25 protein-coding genes, 1 tRNA gene and 1 riboswitch are annotated in these 24,636 nt (G+C 35.5%); of the genes, 23 read left to right on the forward strand and 3 right to left on the reverse strand.

The features are described 5' to 3' along the window. Nucleotides 1-76: 76 nt before the first annotated feature. Together ACQV18_RS03395 and ACQV18_RS03400 are read right to left on the reverse strand one after the other, a co-directional pair. Nucleotides 77-1,003: a selenium metabolism-associated LysR family transcriptional regulator gene (locus ACQV18_RS03395; protein WP_428872777.1), complete on the reverse strand. Its 927-nt coding sequence runs from the start codon at nucleotides 1,001-1,003 to the stop codon at nucleotides 77-79. 104 nt (nucleotides 1,004-1,107) lie between these two features. Further along, nucleotides 1,108-2,256, reverse strand: a complete 1,149-nt coding sequence (locus tag ACQV18_RS03400) for an aminotransferase class V-fold PLP-dependent enzyme (protein WP_428892575.1) — start codon at nucleotides 2,254-2,256, stop codon at nucleotides 1,108-1,110. Nucleotides 2,257-2,455: 199 nt separating this feature from the next. Between ACQV18_RS03400 and ACQV18_RS03405 the strand changes: the two genes are divergently transcribed. The 5 genes from ACQV18_RS03405 (at nucleotide 2,456) to ACQV18_RS03425 (ending at nucleotide 7,578) form a co-directional block, all read left to right on the forward strand. Further along, nucleotides 2,456-3,535: a sulfurtransferase gene (locus ACQV18_RS03405; protein WP_428892576.1), complete on the forward strand. Its 1,080-nt coding sequence runs from the start codon at nucleotides 2,456-2,458 to the stop codon at nucleotides 3,533-3,535. A gap of 74 nt (nucleotides 3,536-3,609) precedes the next feature. Then, on the forward strand, nucleotides 3,610-4,836 hold the full coding sequence (locus ACQV18_RS03410; RefSeq protein WP_428874888.1) for an ABC transporter substrate-binding protein: 1,227 nt from the start codon (nucleotides 3,610-3,612) through the stop codon (nucleotides 4,834-4,836). A 1-nt stretch (nucleotide 4,837) separates the two neighbouring features. After that, nucleotides 4,838-5,743: an ABC transporter permease gene (locus ACQV18_RS03415; RefSeq protein ID WP_428892577.1), complete on the forward strand. Its 906-nt coding sequence runs from the start codon at nucleotides 4,838-4,840 to the stop codon at nucleotides 5,741-5,743. Next, entirely contained in the window at nucleotides 5,733-6,527 is a 795-nt protein-coding gene (locus tag ACQV18_RS03420) for an ABC transporter permease (protein ID WP_428892578.1), read from the forward strand. The genes ACQV18_RS03415 and ACQV18_RS03420 overlap by 11 nt, the downstream gene beginning before the upstream one ends. 10 nt (nucleotides 6,528-6,537) lie before the next feature. After that, nucleotides 6,538-7,578: an ABC transporter ATP-binding protein gene (locus ACQV18_RS03425; RefSeq protein ID WP_428892579.1), complete on the forward strand. Its 1,041-nt coding sequence runs from the start codon at nucleotides 6,538-6,540 to the stop codon at nucleotides 7,576-7,578. 54 nt (nucleotides 7,579-7,632) lie between these two features. Here ACQV18_RS03425 and ACQV18_RS03430 read toward each other — a convergent pair whose 3' ends face one another. Next, the gene (locus ACQV18_RS03430; RefSeq protein ID WP_428885228.1) at nucleotides 7,633-8,349 is read right to left on the reverse strand and encodes a rhodanese-like domain-containing protein; all 717 of its coding nucleotides are present in this window, start codon (nucleotides 8,347-8,349) and stop codon (nucleotides 7,633-7,635) included. A gap of 169 nt (nucleotides 8,350-8,518) precedes the next feature. On the opposite strand from ACQV18_RS03430, the gene ACQV18_RS03435 reads away from it, so the two are divergent. From ACQV18_RS03435 to nrdG, 18 genes are all read left to right on the forward strand, one after another. After that, nucleotides 8,519-8,977: a hypothetical protein gene (locus ACQV18_RS03435; RefSeq protein ID WP_428874884.1), complete on the forward strand. Its 459-nt coding sequence runs from the start codon at nucleotides 8,519-8,521 to the stop codon at nucleotides 8,975-8,977. Further along, nucleotides 8,977-10,494: a TIGR04282 family arsenosugar biosynthesis glycosyltransferase gene (locus tag ACQV18_RS03440; protein WP_428874883.1), complete on the forward strand. Its 1,518-nt coding sequence runs from the start codon at nucleotides 8,977-8,979 to the stop codon at nucleotides 10,492-10,494. Before ACQV18_RS03435 ends, ACQV18_RS03440 begins: the two co-directional genes overlap by 1 nt. Further along, the gene (locus ACQV18_RS03445; RefSeq protein WP_428872789.1) at nucleotides 10,491-11,171 is read left to right on the forward strand and encodes a TIGR04283 family arsenosugar biosynthesis glycosyltransferase; all 681 of its coding nucleotides are present in this window, start codon (nucleotides 10,491-10,493) and stop codon (nucleotides 11,169-11,171) included. The genes ACQV18_RS03440 and ACQV18_RS03445 overlap by 4 nt, the downstream gene beginning before the upstream one ends. Nucleotides 11,172-11,183: 12 nt before the next feature. Then, a complete protein-coding gene (locus tag ACQV18_RS03450) occupies nucleotides 11,184-11,906 on the forward strand; it encodes a glycine/sarcosine/betaine reductase selenoprotein B family protein (RefSeq protein WP_428872790.1) in 723 nt (240 codons plus the stop codon). 127 nt (nucleotides 11,907-12,033) lie between these two features. After that, nucleotides 12,034-12,687, forward strand: coding sequence for a cytochrome c biogenesis CcdA family protein (locus tag ACQV18_RS03455; RefSeq protein ID WP_428892580.1), 654 nt, complete (start codon nucleotides 12,034-12,036; stop codon nucleotides 12,685-12,687). A gap of 10 nt (nucleotides 12,688-12,697) precedes the next feature. After that, complete coding sequence (locus tag ACQV18_RS03460; RefSeq protein ID WP_428892581.1) at nucleotides 12,698-13,375, forward strand: TlpA family protein disulfide reductase; 678 nt, start codon at nucleotides 12,698-12,700, stop codon at nucleotides 13,373-13,375. A 48-nt stretch (nucleotides 13,376-13,423) separates the two neighbouring features. Next, a complete protein-coding gene (locus tag ACQV18_RS03465) occupies nucleotides 13,424-14,113 on the forward strand; it encodes a TVP38/TMEM64 family protein (protein ID WP_428872794.1) in 690 nt (229 codons plus the stop codon). Next, nucleotides 14,091-14,777: a TVP38/TMEM64 family protein gene (locus ACQV18_RS03470; protein WP_428892582.1), complete on the forward strand. Its 687-nt coding sequence runs from the start codon at nucleotides 14,091-14,093 to the stop codon at nucleotides 14,775-14,777. The genes ACQV18_RS03465 and ACQV18_RS03470 overlap by 23 nt, the downstream gene beginning before the upstream one ends. A gap of 6 nt (nucleotides 14,778-14,783) precedes the next feature. Then, nucleotides 14,784-15,686 (forward strand): nucleoside hydrolase, encoded by a 903-nt coding sequence (locus ACQV18_RS03475; RefSeq protein ID WP_428872797.1) that lies wholly within the window; start codon nucleotides 14,784-14,786, stop codon nucleotides 15,684-15,686. 20 nt (nucleotides 15,687-15,706) lie between these two features. Continuing rightward, nucleotides 15,707-16,093 (forward strand): hypothetical protein, encoded by a 387-nt coding sequence (locus tag ACQV18_RS03480; RefSeq protein WP_428872798.1) that lies wholly within the window; start codon nucleotides 15,707-15,709, stop codon nucleotides 16,091-16,093. 19 nt (nucleotides 16,094-16,112) lie between these two features. Beyond that, nucleotides 16,113-16,823, forward strand: coding sequence for a YdjY domain-containing protein (locus ACQV18_RS03485; RefSeq protein WP_428874878.1), 711 nt, complete (start codon nucleotides 16,113-16,115; stop codon nucleotides 16,821-16,823). A gap of 137 nt (nucleotides 16,824-16,960) precedes the next feature. Next, nucleotides 16,961-17,057: transfer RNA gene (locus ACQV18_RS03490), tRNA-Sec, on the forward strand. Between the two features lie 150 nt (nucleotides 17,058-17,207). Next, nucleotides 17,208-17,303: riboswitch (adenosylcobalamin-variant (AdoCbl-variant) riboswitch) on the forward strand. 148 nt (nucleotides 17,304-17,451) lie between these two features. Further along, complete coding sequence (locus tag ACQV18_RS03495; protein WP_428892583.1) at nucleotides 17,452-17,685, forward strand: glutaredoxin family protein; 234 nt, start codon at nucleotides 17,452-17,454, stop codon at nucleotides 17,683-17,685. Next, nucleotides 17,679-18,047 (forward strand): class Ib ribonucleoside-diphosphate reductase assembly flavoprotein NrdI, encoded by a 369-nt coding sequence (nrdI, locus tag ACQV18_RS03500; RefSeq protein ID WP_428872801.1) that lies wholly within the window; start codon nucleotides 17,679-17,681, stop codon nucleotides 18,045-18,047. Before ACQV18_RS03495 ends, nrdI begins: the two co-directional genes overlap by 7 nt. After that, the gene (nrdE, locus tag ACQV18_RS03505) at nucleotides 18,040-20,235 is read left to right on the forward strand and encodes a class 1b ribonucleoside-diphosphate reductase subunit alpha (RefSeq protein WP_428892584.1); all 2,196 of its coding nucleotides are present in this window, start codon (nucleotides 18,040-18,042) and stop codon (nucleotides 20,233-20,235) included. Before nrdI ends, nrdE begins: the two co-directional genes overlap by 8 nt. 9 nt (nucleotides 20,236-20,244) lie before the next feature. After that, nucleotides 20,245-21,240: a class 1b ribonucleoside-diphosphate reductase subunit beta gene (nrdF, locus tag ACQV18_RS03510; protein WP_428872803.1), complete on the forward strand. Its 996-nt coding sequence runs from the start codon at nucleotides 20,245-20,247 to the stop codon at nucleotides 21,238-21,240. A gap of 18 nt (nucleotides 21,241-21,258) precedes the next feature. Then, a complete protein-coding gene (gene nrdD / locus ACQV18_RS03515; RefSeq protein ID WP_428892585.1) occupies nucleotides 21,259-23,424 on the forward strand; it encodes an anaerobic ribonucleoside-triphosphate reductase in 2,166 nt (721 codons plus the stop codon). Further along, nucleotides 23,424-23,996 carry an anaerobic ribonucleoside-triphosphate reductase activating protein gene (gene nrdG / locus ACQV18_RS03520; protein ID WP_428873008.1) on the forward strand — a complete coding sequence of 191 codons (573 nt, stop codon included), beginning with the start codon at nucleotides 23,424-23,426 and terminating at the stop codon, nucleotides 23,994-23,996. The genes nrdD and nrdG overlap by 1 nt, the downstream gene beginning before the upstream one ends. The last annotated feature ends 640 nt before the right edge of the window (nucleotides 23,997-24,636 follow it).

Genomic DNA, 24,636 nt, shown 5'->3' on the forward strand with positions numbered 1-24,636 from the left:
TCAAAAACATTTTAACATATGTTGATGATATGACAATCATAGATGAAAATTAACCAAAATCAGACAGACTTAAGTCTTAATTAATTGATTGATCGGACTGAAAAGGTTCAACCGATAATTGATAGTTACGAATATAATTGATAAAGTTTTTAACGGATTCAGGAAGGTGTGTATTTTTACGATAAACCAAGTAAAAGTTTCGTATAGAATTCACTCCTTCAATATCGAAGGTTAAAACTTCTTTATGTTTCACATCAGGCTGAACAGCTAGCTCTGATAGAATGGAAATCCCAACCCCCAACTTAATAAATTGTTTTATCGTTTCATTATTATTTACTTCAAAAACTTTATTCAGTTTGAGTGGATCGATATCCAACTCTCTCAGTATCAATGCTGATTCTTTAAGTGTTCCTGAACCTTCCTCGCGAGTAATGAAAGGTTTTTCTAAGATCTTCTTAATTGGATAAGCTGTTTCTTTATATTGTATGAATTCTTGATTATAAGGGGTAACAATGACTAATTTATCCGAAAAGAGCTTCTCAAAAGTCAAGTTACTATTCATCGATTGAGAGCCAACAATACCAATATTTAAAGACCCTAGGGCAATATCATTAATAATATCAATGGTATCACTTTGGTGAAGGGAGACCCGCATCTCTTTATTATCTTTGGCAAATTCCGAAAGAGCTAACGGAAGAAGATAAGAAGCAGCAATGGATGAGGCACCGATTGTGATTTCATGGTTGTTTCTTTGAGAAAAGGTGGTTTCAATGTTACGTGACATTTTTAATAAGGATTGTGCGTACTTATAAAATTCCTGTCCTTGGGTAGTTAATTCATGGCTTTTAGTTGTGCGTGAAATTAATTCGATGCCTAATTCATTTTCCAATTGTTTAATGTGCAAAGAGACAGTTGGTTGAGAGAGGTAGAGTTGGTTAGCAGCTTCTGAAAAACTACCCCATTCTACTATTGTTATAAAGGTTTGGATTTGTTTTAATTCCACAAAAGTCACTACTTTCTGATATCGATTTAATATTGATTTTTGATTTTAAGGTGAGAGAGGTATTTATTAGAAAAAATAATAAATAATTGTCGAATCGTTTAAAATTACTCAGATAGATCTTTTTGAATGTCTTTAAGACATTCAACGGCGACCATGAGGTCTTCTTTTTTCGTATAATGCGATAGTGAGAATCGCACAACTCCTTGTTCCTTGGTTCCTAATGCTTCATGCATTAAAGGAGCACAGTGACCACCACCTCGTGTTATAATTTCAGCTCGGCCAATCAGTTCTTCAACTACGATGGCCGAGTCAAAATCGCCTAGATTAATTGAAAGAATTCCACAGCGGTCTACAGTAGGATTAAAATGACCATAAAATTTTATTTGGGGAATGGATTGAAGTTCCTTATAAAAGATGTTTAAGAGATTCCTTTCATAATCTCTTACTTTATTCACTCCATAATCAATTAAATAATTTACACCTGCTGCAAGACCAGCAATTCCATGACTATTTAAAGTTCCGGCTTCTAAGCGTGAGGGGTAATCAAGAGGTTGATGATGACTAAAGGTATCAATGCCTGTTCCACCTGATTTTAGTGGATGAATCTCTACATCTGGGTGAACATATATACCACCAGTTCCTTGCGGACCTAAAAGACTTTTATGTCCTGTAAAACAAAGAACATCTATGTCCAAAGCTTCTACGTCGATAGGTATACAGCCAATTGTCTGTGAGGCATCTACAATACCTAAAAGATTGTGTTGGTGTAGAATTTGAGTGATTTCCTTGATCGGATTAATGTCACCAGTAACATTGGAAGCATGAGTGATGACCATTCCTTTAGTGTTGCTTTGAATGGTATTATTTACTGTTGCCGGATCAATAATTCCTTTCGAATTGATGCCTAAAATAGTCAGTTCAAGACCATTTTCTTCTAGTTCATAGAGAGGTCTTAGAACGGAATTATGTTCCATGACAGTCGTAATAACATGGTCACCTTTCTTAAATAATCCTTTAATAACTGTATTTAAACTATCTGTAGCGTTATGAGTGAAAATTATTTGCCGAGGGTCTTTGCCGTTAATCAATTGATTCAAAGATTGACGGGCTTGAAAAATGCTTCGAGAAGCTTGCATGGCTGAATCCGAAGAACCTCTGCCAGCATTGCCAGAATGCTGAATGGCGTCAATGACCGCATCAATGACTACTTGAGGTTTATTTAGGGAAGTGGCTGCATTATCTAAATAAATCATAAGATCTTCTCCTCTTTAAAATTTATATTATCATTCCCATTATATCTTAATAGATAAGGGCCTTCATGGTTAATTTGAATTGATATCGCTTTCATCAGTTATTCTGATAAATGCTCAAGGCTGTTCTAACAAAGCTTGTCGGTGCATATTTGAAGTGATATGATTAGCCAGTAAAAAAATATATATAAGGAGGTGTCTTATGAAAAAAATGTTTTCATGGTTGATGTTGACTGTATTATTTGTTGGGCTTATGCAACCATTTGCTAGAATTAATGCTGAAGATGAAGTTGAAGAAAACACTACCGAAGCTTCAAGTGAGGAGCAATACCCTGTCGATCCGGACAAACAAGTTTATGTTGATGCAGAATGGATTAAAAATGTCTTAGATGGTAATTCAGACATTGAAAAATATGTATTGGCGGAAGTCACTTGGGGCGAAGCCGATGCAAGTCCAGATTATTTGAGAAAACACTTGCCTGGAGCGATTCATATTAATACGGATTCGGTTGAAGAGGGTCCTGTATGGAATTTGCGATCTGCCGAAGAAATTGAAGAATCTTTATTAAAATATGGGATTGATAAAGATACGACGTTGATTTTATATGGACCTGATACAGGTGTAGACCGTGTAGCTTATGCTGCATTGTACACAGGAGTTGAATCCGTTAAAATTCTAGATGGCGGCTTAGCTATTTGGGAAGCAGCAGGTTACGAAATAGAAGAAGGTGAAGTGGTCCCTGCAGCTGTTAAAGAATTTGGAGTCGAAGTGCCTGCTCATTCTGAATATCTTATATCTTTAGATGATACTGTGGATGCTTTAACTAATAATGACAACTTTCGCTTAGTCTCTCTACGTTCTGAAAATGAATGGTTAGGTATAGAATCAGGATACTCTTATATTCCTAAAGCGGGAGAACCTAAAGGAGCAGTTTGGGGACGTCCATTATTGAGGGGCTCTGGAGAAGCTAATAGTTCAGGAATGGAAGATTTTAAAAATGAAGACGGTACAAATAAAAGCTTCGATGAGATTTTGGCTTTTTGGCAAGAAGAAGGTTTTGATGTTGAAAATGATTTAACCTTTTATTGTGGAACTGGTTGGAGATCTAGCCTTCCATTCTTGTTGATGTATGAGCGGGGTTTAGATGTTACCATGTTTGATGGTGGATGGAATGAATGGCAAATGAATGATGATTTGGAAGTTCAAATTGGTGATCCTCAATCAGATTCGGTAAAATATAAAACAGTTGGAGATTTAGAAGAAGGAAAAGAAACCAATTAGAAAGCATCTTCAAAAATACAAGGAAGCGTGCTCGCCATTGACGACGAGCATGCTTTTTATTAAGGAGAATATTAATGAAAAAAATTCTAAAATTATTAAGTTTAGCTGTTATAACCAGTTTAATAGTCAATACTACATATGTTTTTGCCAATGAGGGAGGCCCATTAAACAACTTATCTTTTGAAGAAATAGTAGAGCAAGCAAAAGGAAGTGAAGTTAATTTTTATGGATGGGGCGGCGATGAAAAGCTTAACCAGTGGTTAGATGAAGTATATGGACCAAGACTTAAAGAAAAATATGATATTACGTTAAACCGTATTCCGATGGATATCGATCAAATTTTGAGTCAATTAGTGAGTGAGAAGCAAGCTCAAACTAGCGAAAGTGAAATGGATATGATTTGGATCAATGGCGAGAATTTTAAATCTGCTCGAGAAAATGAACTCTTATATGGTCCATTCACAGAAATTTTACCAAATTATCAAGAATTTCTAGATATAGAAGATATAGAAAACAATCAGGATTTTGGCTATCCAATTGAAGGTTTTGAAGCTCCTTACTCAAAATCTCAGCTTGTTTTAATTAAAGATTCAGAAGTAACTAAAGAAACTCCTACAGATGCTGAATCCTTGTTAGCATATGTAAAAGAAAATCCTGGAAGCTTTACTTATCCGGCATTGCCAGATTTTACCGGTTCCGCTTTTGTTCGGAATATTATCTATGAATTTGTTGATTATCAAGAATTTCAAAAGATGGAAACAGATAAAGAAGAGCTGAAAGTTCTCATTCAACCGGCTTTGGATTACTTAAATGAATTGGCTCCTTATTTATGGAGTGAGGGGAAAACTTATCCAAGCGATGGTCCTGCCTTAAACAATTTATTTATGGATGGAGAAGTTGCTTTTCATATCAACTATAACGCTTATGAAATTGCTCGATCAATTGAACAGGGAATGTATCCATCGACTGCCCAATCATTTGTTTTTGAAAAGGGCACAATAGGTAATACTAACTTTATAGCAATTGGTAAAAATGCATCACACAAAGCAGCCGCTATGGTAGCAATAAATGAAATGCTATCGCCAGAAATGCAATTATCAAAATACGAACACCTCGGTCTAATTCCGGTAATCGATAATGATAAATTAAATGATCAATTAAAAGCAGACTTTGAGGAAGTAGAAATTGGCGAGGGGATAATACCACAAGAACAACTTTTATCTAAGCGACTGCCAGAAATGCCCGCACAATTAGTGCCTTTGATCGAAGAAATTTGGCTAGATGAAGTGGCAGGAAAATAAAATGGAGCTTACGAAGAAGCGTTTTTATGCAGTTCTCTTATTTATGCCTCAGTTCATTTTAAGTTTGTTTTTACTGTTAGGTGTAATGATTGGAATAGTGCAGTCTTTTGGATACATTCCTTCTTTAAATTTAAATGAGTTCAGTCTGACTTACTATCAAGATTTATTAAATGACAAACAATTTAAGCAATCAGTGTTTTTTTCATTGAAAATTGCTTTTTATTCAGCTTTCCTTTCAACGATTATGGGTCTAGCTTGGGCTTACTTTTGGCTTGTTCAAGAAAAGTTAAGTAGATGGCAACAGACGCTAGTAAAAATTCCTATAATTGTTCCTCATTTAGTGGTCGCACTGTTTACTTTACAACTGTTTGGACGAACCGGAATATTTGCACGAATTTTATTTGCAATGGGAATTTCAAATGCCCAAGCTTGGTTTGATGCATTAATGTTTCAACCAAATGGTTGGGGCATTATTTTTTCTTTTATGTGGAAAGAAATTCCTTTTGTTTTATTTTATTGTTATCCTATAATAAGTTCAATCAATAATAAACTTGGCGAAGCTGCACAGACGCTTGGAGCCAGTCGCTTACAAAGTTTTATTAAGATTGTGCTACCCTTATCAAAAAACACAATCTTAGCTGCCTTTTTCATTATATTTATGTACGCTTTTGGTTCCTACGAGCTAGCAGCTTTATTAGGACCAACTTTACCTAAGGCATTACCAATTGCAGCTTATCAAGCATATATGCATCCTGATTTAAGCCAACGACCTTTGGCAATGGCATATAATGGAATTTTAATACTCATTAGTTTGATAGCCGTTGTAGTAATTTATCTGATAGCATTTTATCCACAACTAAAGAAACAACTATTCAGTGAAGAAAAGGTGGGTCGAGATGTATCGTAAGACTATTCATTTCTTAATATTTATAGTTATTTTTTTGCCAATTAGTATTTTATTAATCTGGGCATTTACTGCTCGCTGGCCATGGCCTCATTTGATCCCGCACAATTTGTCCCTAAGAGGGTTTGAAAATCTGGTACGGCAACCTAATCAATTACTAACACTTATACTATCTTCAGTATTTATTTCGTCATGTGTAGCCATGCTGTCATCTTTGATTGCCTTAATGACTGCTAGAGCGACGGTAATGGCTAAAGGCTTCTTTAAGAATTTTATTCAGTTGACTATCGCCCTACCTTTTCTAATTCCTGTGATTGTTTTTGCTACAGGTATTCATCAAAAAATGTTTGAATGGGGCTGGGCTAATAAGCTTTGGGGCGTGATATTAGCCCATTTGATTTATTCCTTACCCTATGCTTCATACTTAGTGATTGATGCCTACCATGCGGTTGGCCTTCATTTAGAAGAGCAAGCATGGGTATTAGGAGCAAATAAGTTGGAAGCATTCTGGAAAATAACTTTTCCACTGCTGCTCCCTGTTCTTGCGACCAGTTTAGCTACGTCATTCATTGTTTCTTTTAGTCAGTATTTCCTGACTTTAATGATAGGTGGGGGGAAGATTCAAACCCTATCAGTAATTATTTTTCCTTATTTACAAAGAAACGATCGTACAATTGCTAGCATATACGCTTTGTTCTTTTTAATTATTAGCTTTTTAGTTATGGGACTACTCTCTTGGCTTTCCAATTTTTATCAAAGTAAATATGAAAAATTCGACTATTATTAGGAGGTGAACCGTGTCTTTAATCATTAGAAATATATCAGTGAGTTTGGGTCATAACAAAGTCTTAAAAGAACTTAATCTTGAAGTTAAAAAAGGAGAGTATTTAGCTTTACTTGGGCCTTCTGGATCTGGAAAAACTACTTTTTTGAAAACACTAGCTGGACTAATTGAAAATGCTGAGGGAGATATTTTACTTAATCAAACTTCTATTATGAAAGAACCAAGTCATTCCCGTCCAGTTTCGGTGGTTTTTCAAGATTTAAGACTTTTTCCGCATTATAACGTTAAAGAAAATATTGCTTTTCCAATGAGGTTAAAGAAAATGAAAGCTAAAGAGATCGATGAGCGGGTAGCATCTTTATTGAATGATGTGCATTTACCTGGTTTACAAGCTTCTTCCATCCATAAACTATCAGGTGGTCAACAACAAAGGGTAGCACTCGCAAGAGCCTTAGCCAATGAACCTCAGGTTCTTTTGTTGGATGAGCCTTTTTCCGGACTCGATGAGCCTCTTAGAAGGGAGATGGGCCAGTTAGTACATAACTTACATGTTAAAAAAGGGCTGGTAACCATCTTAGTGACACATGATAAGCGAGAAGCGGTACAATTTGCTGATCGTATCGCTTTTCTGCATGAGGGTAATTTAGTGCAAGTGGATTATCCTAAAAATGTCTTTGATCATCCTAAAAATGAATATGTGGGTAGTTTCTTTGGAGTGTTGAACCGTTTAAAAGTTATTGAAGAAAGTAGAAAAGACTGGTTAGAGATGGATTTTAATGTTAAATTAAAAGACTATATTGGCAAAGAAATTTTTGTCAGACCAATTCGTGTGGAAGTTAAGACAGAACGTTTATTTTCCTCTTCCAGTCTCATTTTCCCTGCTAAACTAACCCATTTTTTTGAATACCCAGAGTATGTAGATTTAAAATTTCAATTAATCAATTCAAGTGAACAATGGAGTGTCAATGTCTTGCACCAGTCATTAAAAGATTATAAAGTAGGCGAAAAATATTGGCTTTATGTTAATCATGCAGATATTATTAGTTTTGAATGATAGATTTAAATAGAAAAAGCCCAATTATAAGTTGGGCTTTTTGCTTACAATCGTTTATGAAGCTTTTTCAATAATTGGAATTTTTTTATTTTCTTTTGTACCATCTAGAGAATTCTTGACATTAGTATAGCCCTTTTCGGTTAAGAAGTTAGCTATTTGAGCGGATTTATTACCAGAATAACAGAAAGTAATAATTTCAACTTCTTTGTCTTCAGGTAATTGTTCTAAAACAGTTTCTGGCTTATCAACTGAAGCATGAATGGCTCCTTCTACACTTGCTTTTTCAAAGTCTTTAAGATCACGTGCATCAATGAAAATGGTTTCGCCTGCTTCGGCTGCTTCAATGAAGGTATCTGGCAAGATAGATTCATAAGTCACTAAAGTATATTCAAAGTCTTTAACCCCTACAGCATCTTTAACATCTTCAAAGCCATTATCGATTAAAAGATTAGCAGCTTCTGCAGACTTATTACCTGTGTTGCAATAAACAATAATTGGCATCTTTTGGTAGTCTTCTAATCGTTCTAATTGTTCTTCTAATTGATCTAAAGGGATATTAATGGCATGTGAAAGATGTCCTTCTGCATAGTCTTCTTCAGGTCGGACATCAATTACCAAATATTTTTCCTTTTTCTTTTTATCTAGTTGGATTTTTTCAAGTTCTTCGCCTGTCATTATCTCAGCTTGGGCGTAAACGTTCGAAAGACCCAAAGCAAAAACTGCTACAAAAGTGACAATAAGTTTTAAAGATTTTAAAAGTGTTTTTTGCATTATACCCACTCCTTTATTTTGATGTCTTTATTTTATTAAAATGGTCATCTAATCACAAATAGACTTATTAAATAAATACGGGCTATTTATTAGTAATATCAATAAAACATTCATTCAAAAAAAAGTAGCTGTATGCTATAATGAGCAAGGTTATAAGAGGAGGTCCAAAATGTTAAGTAAAATATATTGGGCGATTGAAATATTAATAGTCACAGGTGGTTTTTTTGTGAATGAATATGCTAGTAAGCGGATAGGACTCTATCGCCATGTGTATTATCGAGAATTTCAATTTAATCAGTTTTGGTTTGCTGAAAACTATCATTGGATTTGGTATGTTGTAGCTATTTTCATTATTTTAATTGCTATTATTGCTCTATTTAAAACTAAAAGCTGGATTCAATTTTGTTATCAATTTTCTTGGAAAACACATTGGGCGATACTGTTGATCGTTTCTCTGTCTGAACTAATTATTATGAGCTTTTTTACAGATAAAAGTCTTTTAATTATGTATCCGTATTTCCTAGTAGGATTACCACTTTTAGGAGTTGGAAATTTGATAGGTTGTTTATTAATTTTTTTATTCCATCCTCAGACTAAAGAATGCGAAATTAAGATAGGAGCCATATAATGTCGACTGCAATTATTTATTTTGTCAAATTACCTTTAATTGGATATAACAAAACTAGATTACAAGGGTTTTTACCTAAGGAAGATATTCACCATCTATCGATTCACCTTTTACAACAAACTTACAAAGAAATTTGTAAGGTGGATGCAGACATCTTTCTTTTTGTAGCACCTGCTGATCAAAAATTAGCCATTCAAAAATACTTAGCTATTGATAGTGATAAGATATTCGGCCAGCTTGAAACAGCTCATTTAGGAGAACGAATGTCGCGAGCCATGCAGCAAATTTTTAACCGTGGCTATGATAAAGTTCTTTTATTAGGCTGTGATCTAGTTGACATCAAGCAATCTTTGGTTGAGCAAATGATTGACATGCTAGACACTGAAGATGTTGTTTTAGCTCCTACCTTAGATGGAGGTTATGGCATTATAGCCAGCCGTTTGTTCTCTAAGTCTCTTTTTGATTTAGAGAATTATTCACACGATGAAGTATGCCAAAGGACGATCAATAAAGTTTCTGCAGCAAAACTTTCCTATGCGTTGACAGAAACCATTCGTGACCTAGACACGCGGGAAGATGTGGTGCGTTATCTATCAGGAGATCCAGATGCAGTTTATTTTAATCAGGGGGAATATAATGCCAACTTTCTAATTGATAAGGGCAGAAAGATTTTTAGGATTGCTTTAGGTTCGCAAATGAATTTAGACAATCAAATTGAATATGAATACTTGGCACTGAAGGGTTTGGCTTCTTCAGGGGTTGTGCCGAAGGTATATCAATGCCAGCCTCATACTAAGTTGTTAGGTAAGGGTTATTTAATTGAAGAATACCTCCCCGGTCATCCCTTAGACTATCAAAAGGACTTATCCAAAGCTGCTAATATTTTGGCTAGAATCCATAGTGTAGATAGCCAGACCATTCCTCATCTTATTAAGGCTAATAATCCCTTCCAACTGATGTATCAGGAATTTGTTGACATGTATAGTCATTATCAAAAATGGAAGGGCAGAGATCTTGAGGTTATTGATCTAATCGATGCATTGATGGCAGGTCTGAAAAAATATTCGTTCAATAATAAATTAAGCAATCCTTGCGTTATTAATACAGAACTTAATTCACATAATTTTTTGATTAATTCTAAAGGTGATTCCTATTTAATTGACTGGGAGAAGCCTTTGGTTGGTGAGAGGGAACAAGATATCGCTCATTTTCTAGCTCCCACAACCACATTATGGAAAACAGATCACTTACTTTCATATGAGCAAATCTCCGCTTTCATTAAAGAGTATGATAAGTCCTCCCAGGTGAAAATTAATAAAGATAAGCTTAAACAATATCTTCATTTTACTTGTTTAAGAGGAGTCACTTGGTGTTCGATGGCTTATGTTCAATATTTAGAAGCACAAAAAGTTAAGTCAAATGACCACTCTTTTGAAACCATCTCCCGCTTTATTAGCCCTGTTTTCTTACAAGAAATTAAAGCTTATATTGAAAAGTTGGAGGATATTACCTTATGAATTATTTGATCAGTGTGATTATTCCAGTTTATAACGAAAGAAAAATTTTACCTCAAACTTTAAAGCATCTACAGCATTTAAAGGACGAAGAAATTGAAATTCTGTTTGTAGATGGTGGTAGTGAAGATGGAACTCAAGAATTTATTAGCGAAAATCAATATAAAGTCCTGAATGGTCCAAAGGGTCGTGGTAGTCAATTAGCTGTAGGGGCTAAAAAGGCCAAAGGAGACTATCTTTTATTCTTACATGCAGATAGCTACTTTAAACGTTCTCCTAAAAAGGTCATCCTGAGTAGTCTGCTGAAAGGGAAGATTGGAGCTTTTCCATTAGACTTTCAAACAGATAATTTATGGCTAAGAGCGATTGCTTATGGATCAAATTGGCGACTTAAACATCGACAGATAGCTTTCGGTGATCAAGGGATTTTTATGACAAAAGATTACTATTGGGAACTAGGAGGTTTTCATGCTTTATCTTTAATGGAAGACTATGATTTATTTTTACGAAACAAGGCTAAGGGTGAAGAATTAGTTGTAGCAGATCAGTTCATTTATACCTCGGACCGTCGTTTTAAAGAAAAAGGTGTCTTTAGAACACTTCTTAAGATGCAATATTGCCAGTATCTATTTCGTAAGGGTTACTCAATGAAAGCAATCACTCAAGTCTATTATTCGTAGAAGGGGATTCGAATGAAAAAGAGAAGTATTAAAGAAAATATCATTGCAGCCATAGCCAAAAGAATGGTGGTTACCATCGATGAAGCCCCCTCTAATGTTGAATTAACTAAACCTCTTTCAGAGTGTAGGGTAGCATTTATCACAACAGCAGGAACCCATTTGAAAAGCGATGCCCCTTTTAATATTAAGGGAGATCATACTTTCCGAATGATTCCTGGGGATAGTCGGGTGGAAAATATTATGATTACTCATGATCATTATGATCATGGACCGGCAGATGAAGATTTAAACTGTGTCTTTCCCATACAGATGCTTCAAGAGATGGCAACAAAGGGCAAAATCGGCTCTGTTGCACCGCGCCATTATGGCCTAATGGGTTATATACCAAAAGTAAATTTACTAATTGATGAAACAGCACCTGCGATTGCCCGTCAGTTAGTTGAAGATCAAGTAGATTTGGTACTCCTTTCTCCTGGCTGATATATTTGCCATCAGTCCGTTGGGCTAATCCAAAGAGAAGTAGAAAAGCAAGGGATCCGTACCGCTTCAATTATGCACTTACCTAAAGTGGCAGCCAAATCGAGACCACCTAGAATGTTTACCATTGATTTTCCTTTAGGTTTAACTTTTGGAGAGGCGAATGATTCTATTAAGCATTGGCAAGTTATGGATCAATTCTTAGATTTTGCTGTATCAGGTGGGGCAGAGGAGATAAGACCTTTTAAAAAAGCTTAATTATTCAATCACATAATGCGAATAGCGGCTTACTTTCAAATAATTATTTTATTTATACTAGCGTGATTACTTTTAGTTGAATGACTCCAATGGCATGATAATCTTTGTGAGAAAGGAGCTTAAAAATATGGACTATCTATTATTATTTATCGAGGGATTAATGACTTTTGTCTCTCCTTGCTTACTGCCAATGCTTCCGCTTTATATTGCATTCTTTGCAGGCAGTGAAGGGGAGAGCTCTACTAAACAAACCCTCATTAAAGCAATCTTATTTATGTTAGGATTTTCTACGATATTTATCTTATTAAGTCTTTTTGTGTCCACTGTAGGATCCTTTTTTATGATGCACCGACAAGTCGTTAACTTTATCGCAGGAAGCATTATGATTATTATGGGTGTCGATTATCTTAATGGTCAAAAGCTAATGACTAAGTTAAGGCCTCATTCGCGAGATTCCCATGTGGCCAATCCTTATTTATTTGGTCTAGTCTTTGCCATTTCTTGGTCGCCATGTGTTGGAACATTTTTGGCTTCTGCATTAACTTATATAGCCAGTGTCGCTACTAGCTGGACTTCATTTTTGCTTATAATTAGCTATTGTTTAGGTTTAGGTATTCCTTTCATTCTGTCTGCATTATTGGTAGATGAAAGTAAAAAAGTCCTTACATTTATCAAGGAACATTATCACTTAGTCAATCTATTTTCAGGCTGGTTTTTAATCCTTTTCGGTTTATTAACAATATCAGGCATCTTAGAAACGCTTTTACTACAACTAGTCTAGGAGGAATACAATGAAAAAGTTATTAACGTATGGTTTGCTTTTAATCGTTATTATAAGTCTGGGGGGCTTTATTTATAACAAAGTTCAAGATCAAAGTTTATCTATCGATAAAAAAGAAACAATTCAGGAAACTGTCAATGAGATCGATTTAACATTTAACAAAACAAGCGAAGGGGTTATTGAAGGAAAAGAAGTATCTCTTCAAACTTCAAAGGAAGAAAGTAGTCAGCTTAATAGCACAAATGAAGAAAAACAAGATCGATATGGTCATCTTAATGTAGATAGTGTAAGGATTAAAGATCAAGTAGATAAATCAATGACTTTATCTGAAAATTTTGGTCGACCTATGGTTGTTAATGTTTGGGCAACTTGGTGTCCACCATGCAAAAAAGAAATGCCTTATTTTCAAACGGCTTGGGAAGATTACCAAGAAGATATTGATTTTTATATGATCAATGCCACTAATTCGCAACCTGGCGAAACTAAAGAAGCAGTGATTGAATATTTAGAAGACCTTAATTTGACTCTTCCTGTATTCTATGATGTTAACTTTTCAACCATGATGTCCCTACAAGCTACCTTTTTGCCCGCTACTATTTTTATAAATGAAGAAGGAGAGGTAGTATACCATCATATTGGCCTAATCAATGAAAAGCAATTACTAGAGCAAATCGAGGAATTGTTATAAAAATGTAAAATTTTGATGGTGGTGGAGTTTAATATTTAGGAGGTTCTTATGAAAAAAAATAAATTGGCAGTGATTGTTGTACTTGTATTATCACTTTTATCTTATCTCTTTATTCCCTCGGTGCAGTCATTTATTAACGAGTCTATTTCAGCCATGAAAGCAGTTAATTTAGAAGAGACAATTGCTTATATTCGTTCTTACGGAAATGTTGCTGCTGGTGTTTCCTTTTTCTTGATGATTTTGCAATCGATTCTTTCACCCATTCCTGCTTTCTTAATCACTCTATCTAATGCTGCCATTTTTGGATGGTTTTGGGGAGCGGTATTGTCTTGGACATCTTCAATGGCTGGAGCGACCTTATGCTTTTACATTGCTAAAATTTTGGGACGCGACGCAGTTGCCAAGATTACCAGTAAAACAGCCTTAAAATCTTTAGATGTGTTTTTTGAAAAATATGGAAAGTACACCATTGTAGTTTGCCGTTTATTACCATTTGTTAGTTTTGACCTAGTCTCTTATGCAGCTGGTTTAACTTCTATGAAATTCTGGCCATTCTTTTTAGCAACCGGAATCGGTCAATTGCCGGCTACTCTTGTTTATTCTTATATTGGACAAAACTTCGGTGGTGGCGGTAAACAATTATTTATTGGATTAATGTCACTATTTGCTGTAACAATTGTCATTTATATTGTTAAATCGATTTATAATGAACGCCATGCAAAAAAAGCAGCTAAGTAAATGGTTTAAGGTTTGCTTAGTGATTGCTTTAGTAGCTTTAACTATCTGGCTGACCTTAAATTTTTCAACCGAGCGTGTACGAGAAATAATCTTACAATCAGGGTCTTCTGCAAAATGGATTTATGTATTACTTTGGGTTTTCTTACCGATGGGGTTTTTCCCTGTTCCTTTCCTAGCTTTTGCTGGAGGAATGGGATTTGGATTATGGTTAGGCTCCATCTTGACTTTTATAGGTGCGGCTTTGAATCTAACTTTCATGTTTTTAATTTCGCGCTATTTATTTAGGCAACCGGCACAAAAATTTATATTTAAAAGATATCCTAGTTCCAAAGGGATATTGACTACCGATAACCAACATTTAAAGTTAGTTCTTGCATTGGCTCGAATTATGCCTGTAATTCCCTATAATGTTGAAAACTATGCTTTTGGCTTAACGGATATCTCATTCTGGGACTATCTTTGGATTTCTCTCATATGCATTTTGCCGGGGACATTTATTTTTGTAAATGTTGGCGATAAGGCTTTAGAACCTAGTGATGCCTCTTTTTCACTATCAATAATATTAGTGGCTTTACTAGTATTCGGCACAGCCTTTTTAGGGAAATTTATTAAGAAGAAAAATCCAGAAGTAGCCCAAAAGCTTGAAGTAGATGAGGAGGAATAAGGGATAATGAAAGTTTTAATTGATTTTGATAATACTTTTTTCACACCCCATCGCGACATTGATGATGGTTTGGCGCTGATGTATTTATTAGGGAGTCCAGAAGTCGCTATAGTGGGTATCACTTCGACATTTGGGAATTCGACCATTGAGCAAGTAGACCAATCGACCCGTCAATTAATAAGCAAACTTGGCCTTCATTCAATTCCTTATGCAAAAGGTGCAAGTGAAACAGCTGATTATTTAACACCAGCAAGCCAGCTATTGGTAGATTTGGCTAATAAATATAAAGATGAGTTAATCATTATTGCAGTCGGTTCAATGACCAACTTGCAAGGGGCCTATCTAAGAGACAGTAATTTCTTCAAAAAAGTTAAACAACTTGTCTTAATGGGTGGGATTACTCAGCCGTTGATCTTTGACAAGCAAGAAATGCGAGAAATGAACTTTTCCATTGATCCGCAGGCTGCTTTTACCGTTTTAACTAAGGGAAGAAATGTTTCTATTTTAACAGCTAATCACTGTTTAGATCTTTTATTTACTCGATCAGAATATGAAGAAGCTTTTTCTAACCAACAATCGGCCATTGCTCATTTAATTCAAAACTATGCAGAACCTTGGTTTGTCGATAATGAAGATGAGTATGGTATTAAAGGCTTTTATAATTGGGATTCATTAGCAGCGGTCTATTTAGTAAATCCTGAATTATTTGAGGATCAATGGACTTCTTTTAATGTTTCTGTTAATAGTCTCTCAATGGGTTCTTTAATAGCGGAAGATTTTGATTTCAGTCCTTACTCAAGCTCTAGACCTTTAAAAAAAGCTTTAATCAATACACCTGTTGTTAAAAAGGCAGATCAAATACGAAAGAATTTATTTCAGCGCTGGCTAAATGTTAAATTGGAAGATTAAATAGCAAAGGAGGTTTTTAGATGTTCAAATGGCATAATTTACTAATAGCAATTTGCTCAGGGTTTATTTTTGCTCTTCTAGCAAGCGCTTTAATGTCATATTGGGTATGGTTAGAAATGCGAGTGCATACTTGGGTTTTATGTTGGATAGTTTTTGTTCTATTTATCATGGTAAGTTTTTTGTTCAAGATAAAACCAATAACTTACTTCCTAGGACTTATTAGTGTCGTTACTTTAATGCTTGTTAAATCACCTAATATTTTTTATTATAATGTTCGCGATATGTTTTTTTTAGATATGAAGATAGGTCAAATTAAAATGATTACTTTAATTTTGATGATAGTCATGACTCTTTTAATGATTTACTTTTGGTTGAAAGATCGAAAGCTAAAAAGTCAGCAAGTTTAATTTTGAAAGGATGAATAATATGAACAAAATGATTAAAAAATTAATGACACTTGTCTTTGCCTTCGTTACCGTTTTATCTTTATCTGTCCCAACACTTGCAAAGGAAGATGCTCCTGCAAATTTACCGACAGAGGAAAACCCGATGGTGGTCGATAAGGAAGCAGGCACCATTTCGATATATGCTTACGTAAATGGAAAATACTTAGAAACATCTACCCGTCATGCCGTGGTCTTCGATGATGGTAATTTTGGTGGAAAATCGGTATTCGGAACAACTGCTAATCAAAATAAATTCTATGAAGCTTTAATAGAAATCGGGGCAGAACCAGGCGATAATATGACGGCTGAAAATGCGGAAGAAACGCATGTTGCAGGGGATTTAATGGATATTAAAGTAACTTGGGAAGGCGCTGAAAAAGAATACAACCTAAGTGAAACAATTATTGATTCTAATGGCAATGACTTTGAATTCCGCTTTGGTGGAAATAAAGGGCGTGCCCATGATAAACATACAGGTTGTATCACTTGTTTAGATTCATGCCCAGTCGGACTTATTTCAAATGCTACTTATACCTACGGGGCCGTTGAAAAAAGAGGGGAAGTAGCGTTTTCAGGAAATGGTGAGATTTTACCAGAAGAAGGGACTCCGGTAATCATTACTTATTCAATCCACAAAGAGGATAGTAAAGATAAGAAAGTTGAATCAAACGAAAAAGCTGAAGCAGAATAATAATTCATTGGAGGTCTGTATCTAAAAGATACAGCCCCTTTTGCTTAAAGAATGTTGCTTAATAGACTCATAAAAGCACTTGCATTTTCCTTTAAATATTGTTAATATTGTAAGAGTCTTCTTTAAAGATTTTAATTGGGAGCGGATGGGTTCTGGTGTGCCCTCTGGTCTTCAAAACCAGTATGAGGCGTTAAGAGCGTCTTGGGTGAGTTCGATTCTCACACGTTCCCGCCAGGAAACTAAACTAGCCTAGTTAATCACAGTTTAACTGTGATTAACTAGGCTATTATTTTTGCTTTTAATTGATTTGTTTTATTTCGATAATTGCTCTTGTCTAACCCAACATCTTGTGTTAATCTAGCTTTAAGACACAATATATAGACAAAATGTAAATAATTCTGGGGAAGCAGGTTAGAATCCTACACAGTCCCTATGCTACTGTATTTGAGCTCGCTCATAAGTCAGATCGCCAGGTTATTTATTACACTTATCACTTCTCAGGGTTTAGTGATCTTTGGAAATATTCTTTAGTAGTGAGTATAGGTACACCTATGCTTTGCTTTCTTTTGATTTTACCATCGGCTTTCCTGGGAAGGGAAAGCCGTTTTTTGTCGAGGAGGAGCATTTTATGAAAAAAATCACATTATATAGTAAAACGGGTTGCGGACAGTGCGTTTTCTTAAAAAGATATTTAGATAGCAAAGGTCTTAACTATTTAGAAAAAAATGTCGAAGACGAAAGTTACTTAGAAGAAGTAAGAGAACTCAATTGTCAGAGTTTGCCAGTTGTTCTCATCGGGCAATCAGCTCCTGTTGTTGGTTTCCAACCGGATGTAATTGAGAGGCTAATCAGTCAATGTTAGCGATTGTCTTTATTAGCTTAACAGGTCAAACCCGTCGTTTTGTTGAAAAACTATCAGCTGATTACCAATTAGAATTGGACGATCTTACATGTGACATGATAGTCAATCAGCCCTATTTATTGATTGTTCCCACTTATCAAGAAGTGGTAAGAGACTTAGTGGATGATTTTTTTGAAAATGAAGTTAATCGACAAAATTGTCGCGGAGTAGTAGGTGGTGGTAATTTGAATTTCGCCCAATTATTTTGTTTTACTGCTAAAGACATTAGTCGTGACTATCAAATTCCTTTAATTCATAAGTTTGAATTCCAAGGAAACGAGTCAGATGTTTCATATATTAAGGAGGTAATGCTGAATGACTGAGAGACAATCATTAAAGAAAAAAAGCTATTTCCAATGGAATAATCAATTGAATATACCGGAAGATGGAGCTATTCCTCTTTATAAAGATCAAAAGGCATTGGAAGCTTATTACCAAGAAGAAATTGAAGCCAATAGTCCAAAGTTTGCGTCTTTAGAGGATCGCTTAAATTATTTATTGGAGAATGATTACTTAGAAGAAGACCTCATCAATAAATATTTAGAAGCTGATGTAAATGATAAAGATCCTTATGCTTTTATCAAGAAACTATATGACTTCTTACAAGCTAAGAATTTTAACTTTAAATCTTTTATGGCTGCTTACAAGTTTTTCAATCAATATGCTTTAAAATCAAATGATGGTCGTCAATATCTGGAAGGGTTCATAGATCGAGTGGCTATGAATGCCTTGTATTTAGCAGATGGAGACCGACAATTGGCTATGGCTATTGCTGAAGAATTAATTTCGCAACGCTATCAACCCGCTACACCTACTTTCTTAAATGCAGGTAAAAAGCGTCGAGGTGAAATGGTGTCATGCTTCTTGTTAGATGTTGATGATTCCATGCTGTCGATTGGTCGAGCCATTAACTCAGCTTTGCAACTTTCAAGAAAAGGAGGCGGAGTTGGCGTTAATTTGTCTAATATTCGAGCAGCGGGCGACCCTATTAAAGCGATTGAAAATGCTTCTTCAGGTGTCGTTCCTGTCATGAAATTGTTAGAAGACTCGTTTTCTTATTCCAATCAGTTAGGGCAGAGGAATGGGGCAGGTGTAGTTTACCTAAATGTTTTCCATCCAGATATCTTAGCTTTCTTATCGTGTAAAAAAGAAAATGCCGATGAAAAAATCCGTGTCAAAACTCTCTCTCTAGGAATTGTAGTGCCTGATAAATTTTATGAGTTGGTAAAAAACAATCAACCAATGTATCTTTTTAGCCCTTATGACATCGAAAAAGAGTACGGTCTCCCTTTTTCATACTTTGATATAAGTGAGAATTATCAAGCTTTAGTAGATAATCCAAGAATCCGTAAAAAGAAAATTCAAGCGCGTGAGTTAGAAACAGAAATTTCTAAATTACAACAAGAATCCGGCTATCCCTACATCATTAATATCGATACAGTTAATCGAACGAATCCAGTCCATGGAAAAATCATTATGTCCAACCTCTGTTCAGAGATTTTTCAAGTTCAAGAACCTTCACTCTTAAACGATGATTTATCTTATCAAAGATTAGGTAGCGATATTTCCTGTAACTTAGCTTCCACTAACATGGAAAAAATGTTGACCAGTCCTGATTTTGGTAAGTCAGTAGAAGTGGCTGTGCGAGCTTTAACCACCGTTTCTGATAAAACTAAAATTGCCGAAGTGCCAACGGTTCAAAATGGTAATGATCTTTATCATACTATTGGCTTAGGAGCGATGGGCTTTCACACTCTCTTAGCAAAAAATAAAATCACTTATGGGTCTAAAGCATCTATCGAAATTATTGAAGCGTATTTTATGGCTCTCAACTACTATAGCTTGCTTGCATCTAATAAATTAGCAAAAGAAAAAGGGCAGACATTCCACAAGTTTGAGCAATCAAAATATGCAGACGGGTCTTATTTTGCTCCTTATATTGAGGAAGCTTTTAAATTTGAAGAAATGGCAGCGGCTGAACTTTTCAAAGCTGTAAAATTACCCACTCCTAAAGATTGGCAAGATCTAGCAGCTAAGGTTAAAGTAGATGGTCTTTATCATCGTAATCGTTTAGCCGTTGCACCGAATGGGTCAATCTCTTACCTTAATGAAACTTCTGCTTCCTTACACCCGATTACTCATCGAATGGAATTAAGGCAAGAACAGAAAAATGGGGCCATTTATTATCCAGCTCCAGGACTTTCAAATGAAACGCTGCCCTATTATCAAACAGCTTACGAGATGGATCAAAGAAAAATTATAGATGTTTATGCCGCCGCTCAAAAGCATATTGACCAGGGAATGTCTTTGACTTTATTTATGCTATCAGAGATTCCAGCAGGTCTTTATGAGTGGAAAAAAGCAGGGCTTAATCAAATGACTACACGTGATTTGAATATTTTACGTCACTATGCCTTCTCTAAAGGGATTAAGTCACTTTACTATGTGCGAACACATAGTCTGGATGGTGAGATTGTTGGAGCTAATCAATGTGAGTCATGTATGATTTAGGAGGAAATTATGACCAATTATTTACATTATCAAGCTATTGATTGGAATCGTATTGAAGACATAGTAGATAAAATGACTTGGGAAAAATTAACTTCTCAGTTCTGGCTAGATACGCGTATTCCAGTTTCAAACGATTTGAAAGATTGGCGTTCACTGACTGAGGTTGAAAAAGATGTGGTCAATAAAGCTTTTGTGGGATTGACTCTTTTAGATACTTTGCAATCAGAAGAAGGCGCAAATGTCATGCGAAATGATATTCGCTCCCCTCACGAAGAGGCAGTGCTTAATAATATTTTATTTATGGAATCAGTCCATGCCAAATCTTATTCGACTATTTTTATTTCTTTAAACGATTCAGCTACCATTGATGAAATCTTCGAGTGGGGGAATAATCATCCCTCCTTGCAGTACAAGGCTAAAGTAATTGAAGATGTTTATCTTTTACCTTCTGGAAAAGAGAGTAAAGAACAAATAATTAACGGCCTCAAGAAAAAAATAGCCAGTGTTTTTCTAGAATCCTTTCTCTTTTATAGTGGTTTTTATACCCCTTTGTACTATTTAGGAAATAATAAACTAGCCAATGTGGCTGAAATTATCAAGCTAATTATTCGTGATGAGTCGGTTCATGGAACCTATCTAGGCTACAAATTTCAATTAGGTTATCAAGAATTAAGTGATCAAGAACAAGCTCAACTTAAAGAATGGGCCTATAATTTAGTGTTTGATCTCTATATGAATGAAACCCAATATACTCAGGAGGTATATACAGAGATTGGTTGGGTAGAAGAAGTAGATTGCTTTGTTAAATATAATGCCAATAAGGCATTACAAAATCTAGGCTTTGAAGCAGTATTTGATGGAGCGAGTGCGCAAGATATTAATCCAATAGTTTATAACGGTCTGTCGACAGAAACAACTAATCATGATTTTTTCTCTCAAGTAGGTTCCGGTTATTTAATGGGCCGAGTAGAAGCAATGGAGGACGAAGATTACCAGTATTTATAAAGGAGTGACGATAAGACAATGGTTCAAACTGCAACATTAAAACAAGAACAATCGAGTAAAGTTAGAATTAAAATAAATAAAAGAGACGGCAGTATTGAAAAGTTTATTAGGGGGAAACTAAAAGCCTCACTAAAAAAAGCGTTAGATACCAAAGACCATGTTTTAATTGAAGGTATATGTAATGAAATAGAAAGACAAGTTGTTCACTTGATGAACAGTTCTGACATCAAGCAATCGGTTATTGAGCAATTAAACAAGCGAGGATTGGAAACAGCTGCAAATAAATATGTCGCTTTTGCTGAAACTAAATTAGCAGACTATCAATCGCAGATGCGGTTACAGGACCGTATGGATCAACTGATTAAACGCGATCCGACTTTAGTCAATGAAAATGCCAATAAGGATAGTCGTGTTTTTAACACCTTGAGAGACCTTACCTGTGGGGTTACGGCCAAAGCCATTGGCTTGAATATGCTGCCCGAGCAAGTAGCTAATGGACATTTGAAGGGGAACATACATTTTCATGATCTAGATTATTCGCCCTATAGTCCAATGACTAATTGCTGCTTGATTGATATTGAGACTATGCTGAAGCACGGTTTTCATATAGGGAATGCAGAAGTGGAAAGTCCGCGATCTATCAATACAGCTACAGCACAAATTGCTCAAATTATTGCCAATGTTTCTTCTTGTCAATACGGGGGCTGCTCGATTGATCGAATTGATGAGGTGCTGGCTCCTTATGCGGATTTAAATTTTCAGAAGAATCTTAGCTTAGCTAAAGAATTGACGGATGATCCTCAACAGGCTGAGAATTTTGCTAAGAATAAAACGCAAAAAGATATATATGATGCCATGCAGAGTTTGGAGTATGAAATCAATACACTTTATTCATCAAATGGTCAAACACCATTTACTACACTTGGATTTGGTTTAGGAACATCTTGGTATGCACGCGAAATTCAAAAAGCTATATTGAAAATTCGTTTGAATGGTTTAGGTAAAGAACACCGTACAGCTATTTTTCCTAAATTAGTTTTCAGCTTACGCAAGGGAACTAATCTTTTAATGAAAGATCCCAATTATGACATTAAACAATTAGCCCTCAAGTGCGCTTGTAATCGGATGTATCCAGATGTTCTAATGTATGATAAGATCAAGGAACTAACTGGAAGCTTTAAAGTGCCAATGGGATGCCGATCATTTCTTCAAGGTTGGCAAGATGAAAAAGGAAAAGAAGTAAATAGTGGACGAATGAATTTAGGGGTAGTCACCTTAAATCTTCCCCGTATCGCTATGGAGTCGGATCATTCCTTCGATAATTTTTGGGAATTGTTGCATGATCGCCTGGAAGTTGTCGGTCGAGCTCTTGTGTATCGAGCAGAGCGAGTCAAACAAGCTAAGACGGAGAATGCTCCAATTCTATACCGTGAAGGAGCTTTTGGTCATTATCTGAAAGCTGATGAGAATGTTGACCAATTATTTAAAAATAAGCGCGCCACCATATCTTTAGGTTATATCGGTCTGTATGAGATTACAGCTTATTTCTTTGGTTCTAATTGGGAGCAGAATGACGCGGCTAAAACTTTTTCATTGAAAGTAATCCAAGAACTTAAAAAGAAGGCCGATCAATTAGCTCAGCAATACGATTATCATTTCTCTGTTTATTCGACTCCGAGTGAGTCCTTGACGGATCGCTTCTGCCGTTTAGATCGAGCTAAATTTGGTGCTATTAAGGATTTGACAGACAAGGATTATTACACTAATTCTTTTCATTATGATGTGCGTAAAAGTCCAAATCCTTTTGAAAAAATTGATTTCGAAAAGGACTATGCTCCATATACTTCAGGAGGTTTTATTCATTATTGTGAATATCCCAATTTACGTCAAAATCCTAAGGCCTTAGAAGCAGTTTGGGATTATGCCTATGACAAAATTGGGTATTTAGGGACCAACACCCCTATCGATCATTGCTATGAATGTGGCTTCCAAGGAGAATTTAATCCTACAGAAAAAGGTTTTGCTTGTCCGCAATGTGACAATCGTAATCCTGAAACTTGTGATGTAGTGAAGAGAACCTGTGGTTACCTCGGTAATCCGAATATAAGACCGATGGTCAAAGGACGTCATAAGGAGATTCAATCCCGTCAAAAACATTTAACCGAAAGAATGTGTGACCAGTGATTGAAAATTTCAAAAATCCTAAACCAAAAGAATGGCTAGCCCAAGATTATTGTTTAGGAAAGATAGCAGACTATAAACCTTTTAATTTTGTGGATGGGGAAGGAGTACGTAATAGTCTTTATGTCAGCGGCTGCCTCTTTAATTGTAAGGGTTGTTTTAATCGTCGGGTCCAAAACTTCAATTATGGTGTGCCTTATACTAAAGAACTTGAAAATCAGATTATTGAAGATTTAGCCCATGATTATGTTCAAGGTTTAACCTTATTGGGTGGCGAACCCTTTCTTTCTACACCAATTCTAATTCCCTTAGTCAAAAAAGTGCGATCTATTTATGGAGACCGTAAAGACATTTGGTCTTGGTCGGGTTATTATTGGGAAGAGCTATTAAAAGATTCCTCTGATAAACTAGAACTCTTGTCATTAGTGGATGTGCTTGTCGACGGTCGCTTTGATAATGACAAAAAAGATCTCAGTTTGCAATTTAGAGGAAGTAGTAATCAAAGGATTATTGATGTTCAACAATCTTTACGGCAAGGGCAAGTGTCCTTATGGCACCAAGGTTCTTATCATTAAAAACTGTTATTATAATTTATTAAACAATTAAGAGGCTGGACCAAAAGCCTTAAAAACAGTGGCGAATCATCAAATATGAGATTCGCCACTGTTTTTGTGGTTTAAAGAATAAAAATAGTGACCAGCAAGCATTAAAGGGGTGGGAAGTTCGTAAATAATGAACTGATTGGGTGAGTTTTATAGCCATTAAGAAGAGACCCAGGTTATTTATTGTCTTTTTTCTCCTCCAAGCTGTTCGCATACTAGAATTACACCCTTCATGCGATCGAATACTCTCTCAACAACAATCTTAGGTTGAGCATAAGCGCAAGGAATACTTATCAGCACCGGCGCATACAGCTTTGTGCCGTCAAGAAATAAAACTTTAACTTGGAAGAGATAATTGTCTTTTAAAGCGAAAGAACAAACTGATTAAAGACGCTTCACGATCCTTAGGAAGACCAAAGTCTAAATTAAGTAGAAGATTGTACTCAGTCAGCTTCTCATTTTCATACATAACAGAAGCTTTTTAAGAGTTAAAGATCGTCAGAACAAGTAATTGATCTCAATGATAAAAGGTGGCTTACCAGTAGGTATTTTTGGAATGGGTGAACCATTAATTTATGCAATAAGATGACCTTTAGGATGACCATTTATTCTA

Origin of the sequence: Facklamia sp. P9177 (assembly GCF_050409585.1) — a bacterium.
In the GTDB taxonomy this organism is placed as follows: Bacteria; Bacillota; Bacilli; order Lactobacillales; family Aerococcaceae; genus Facklamia.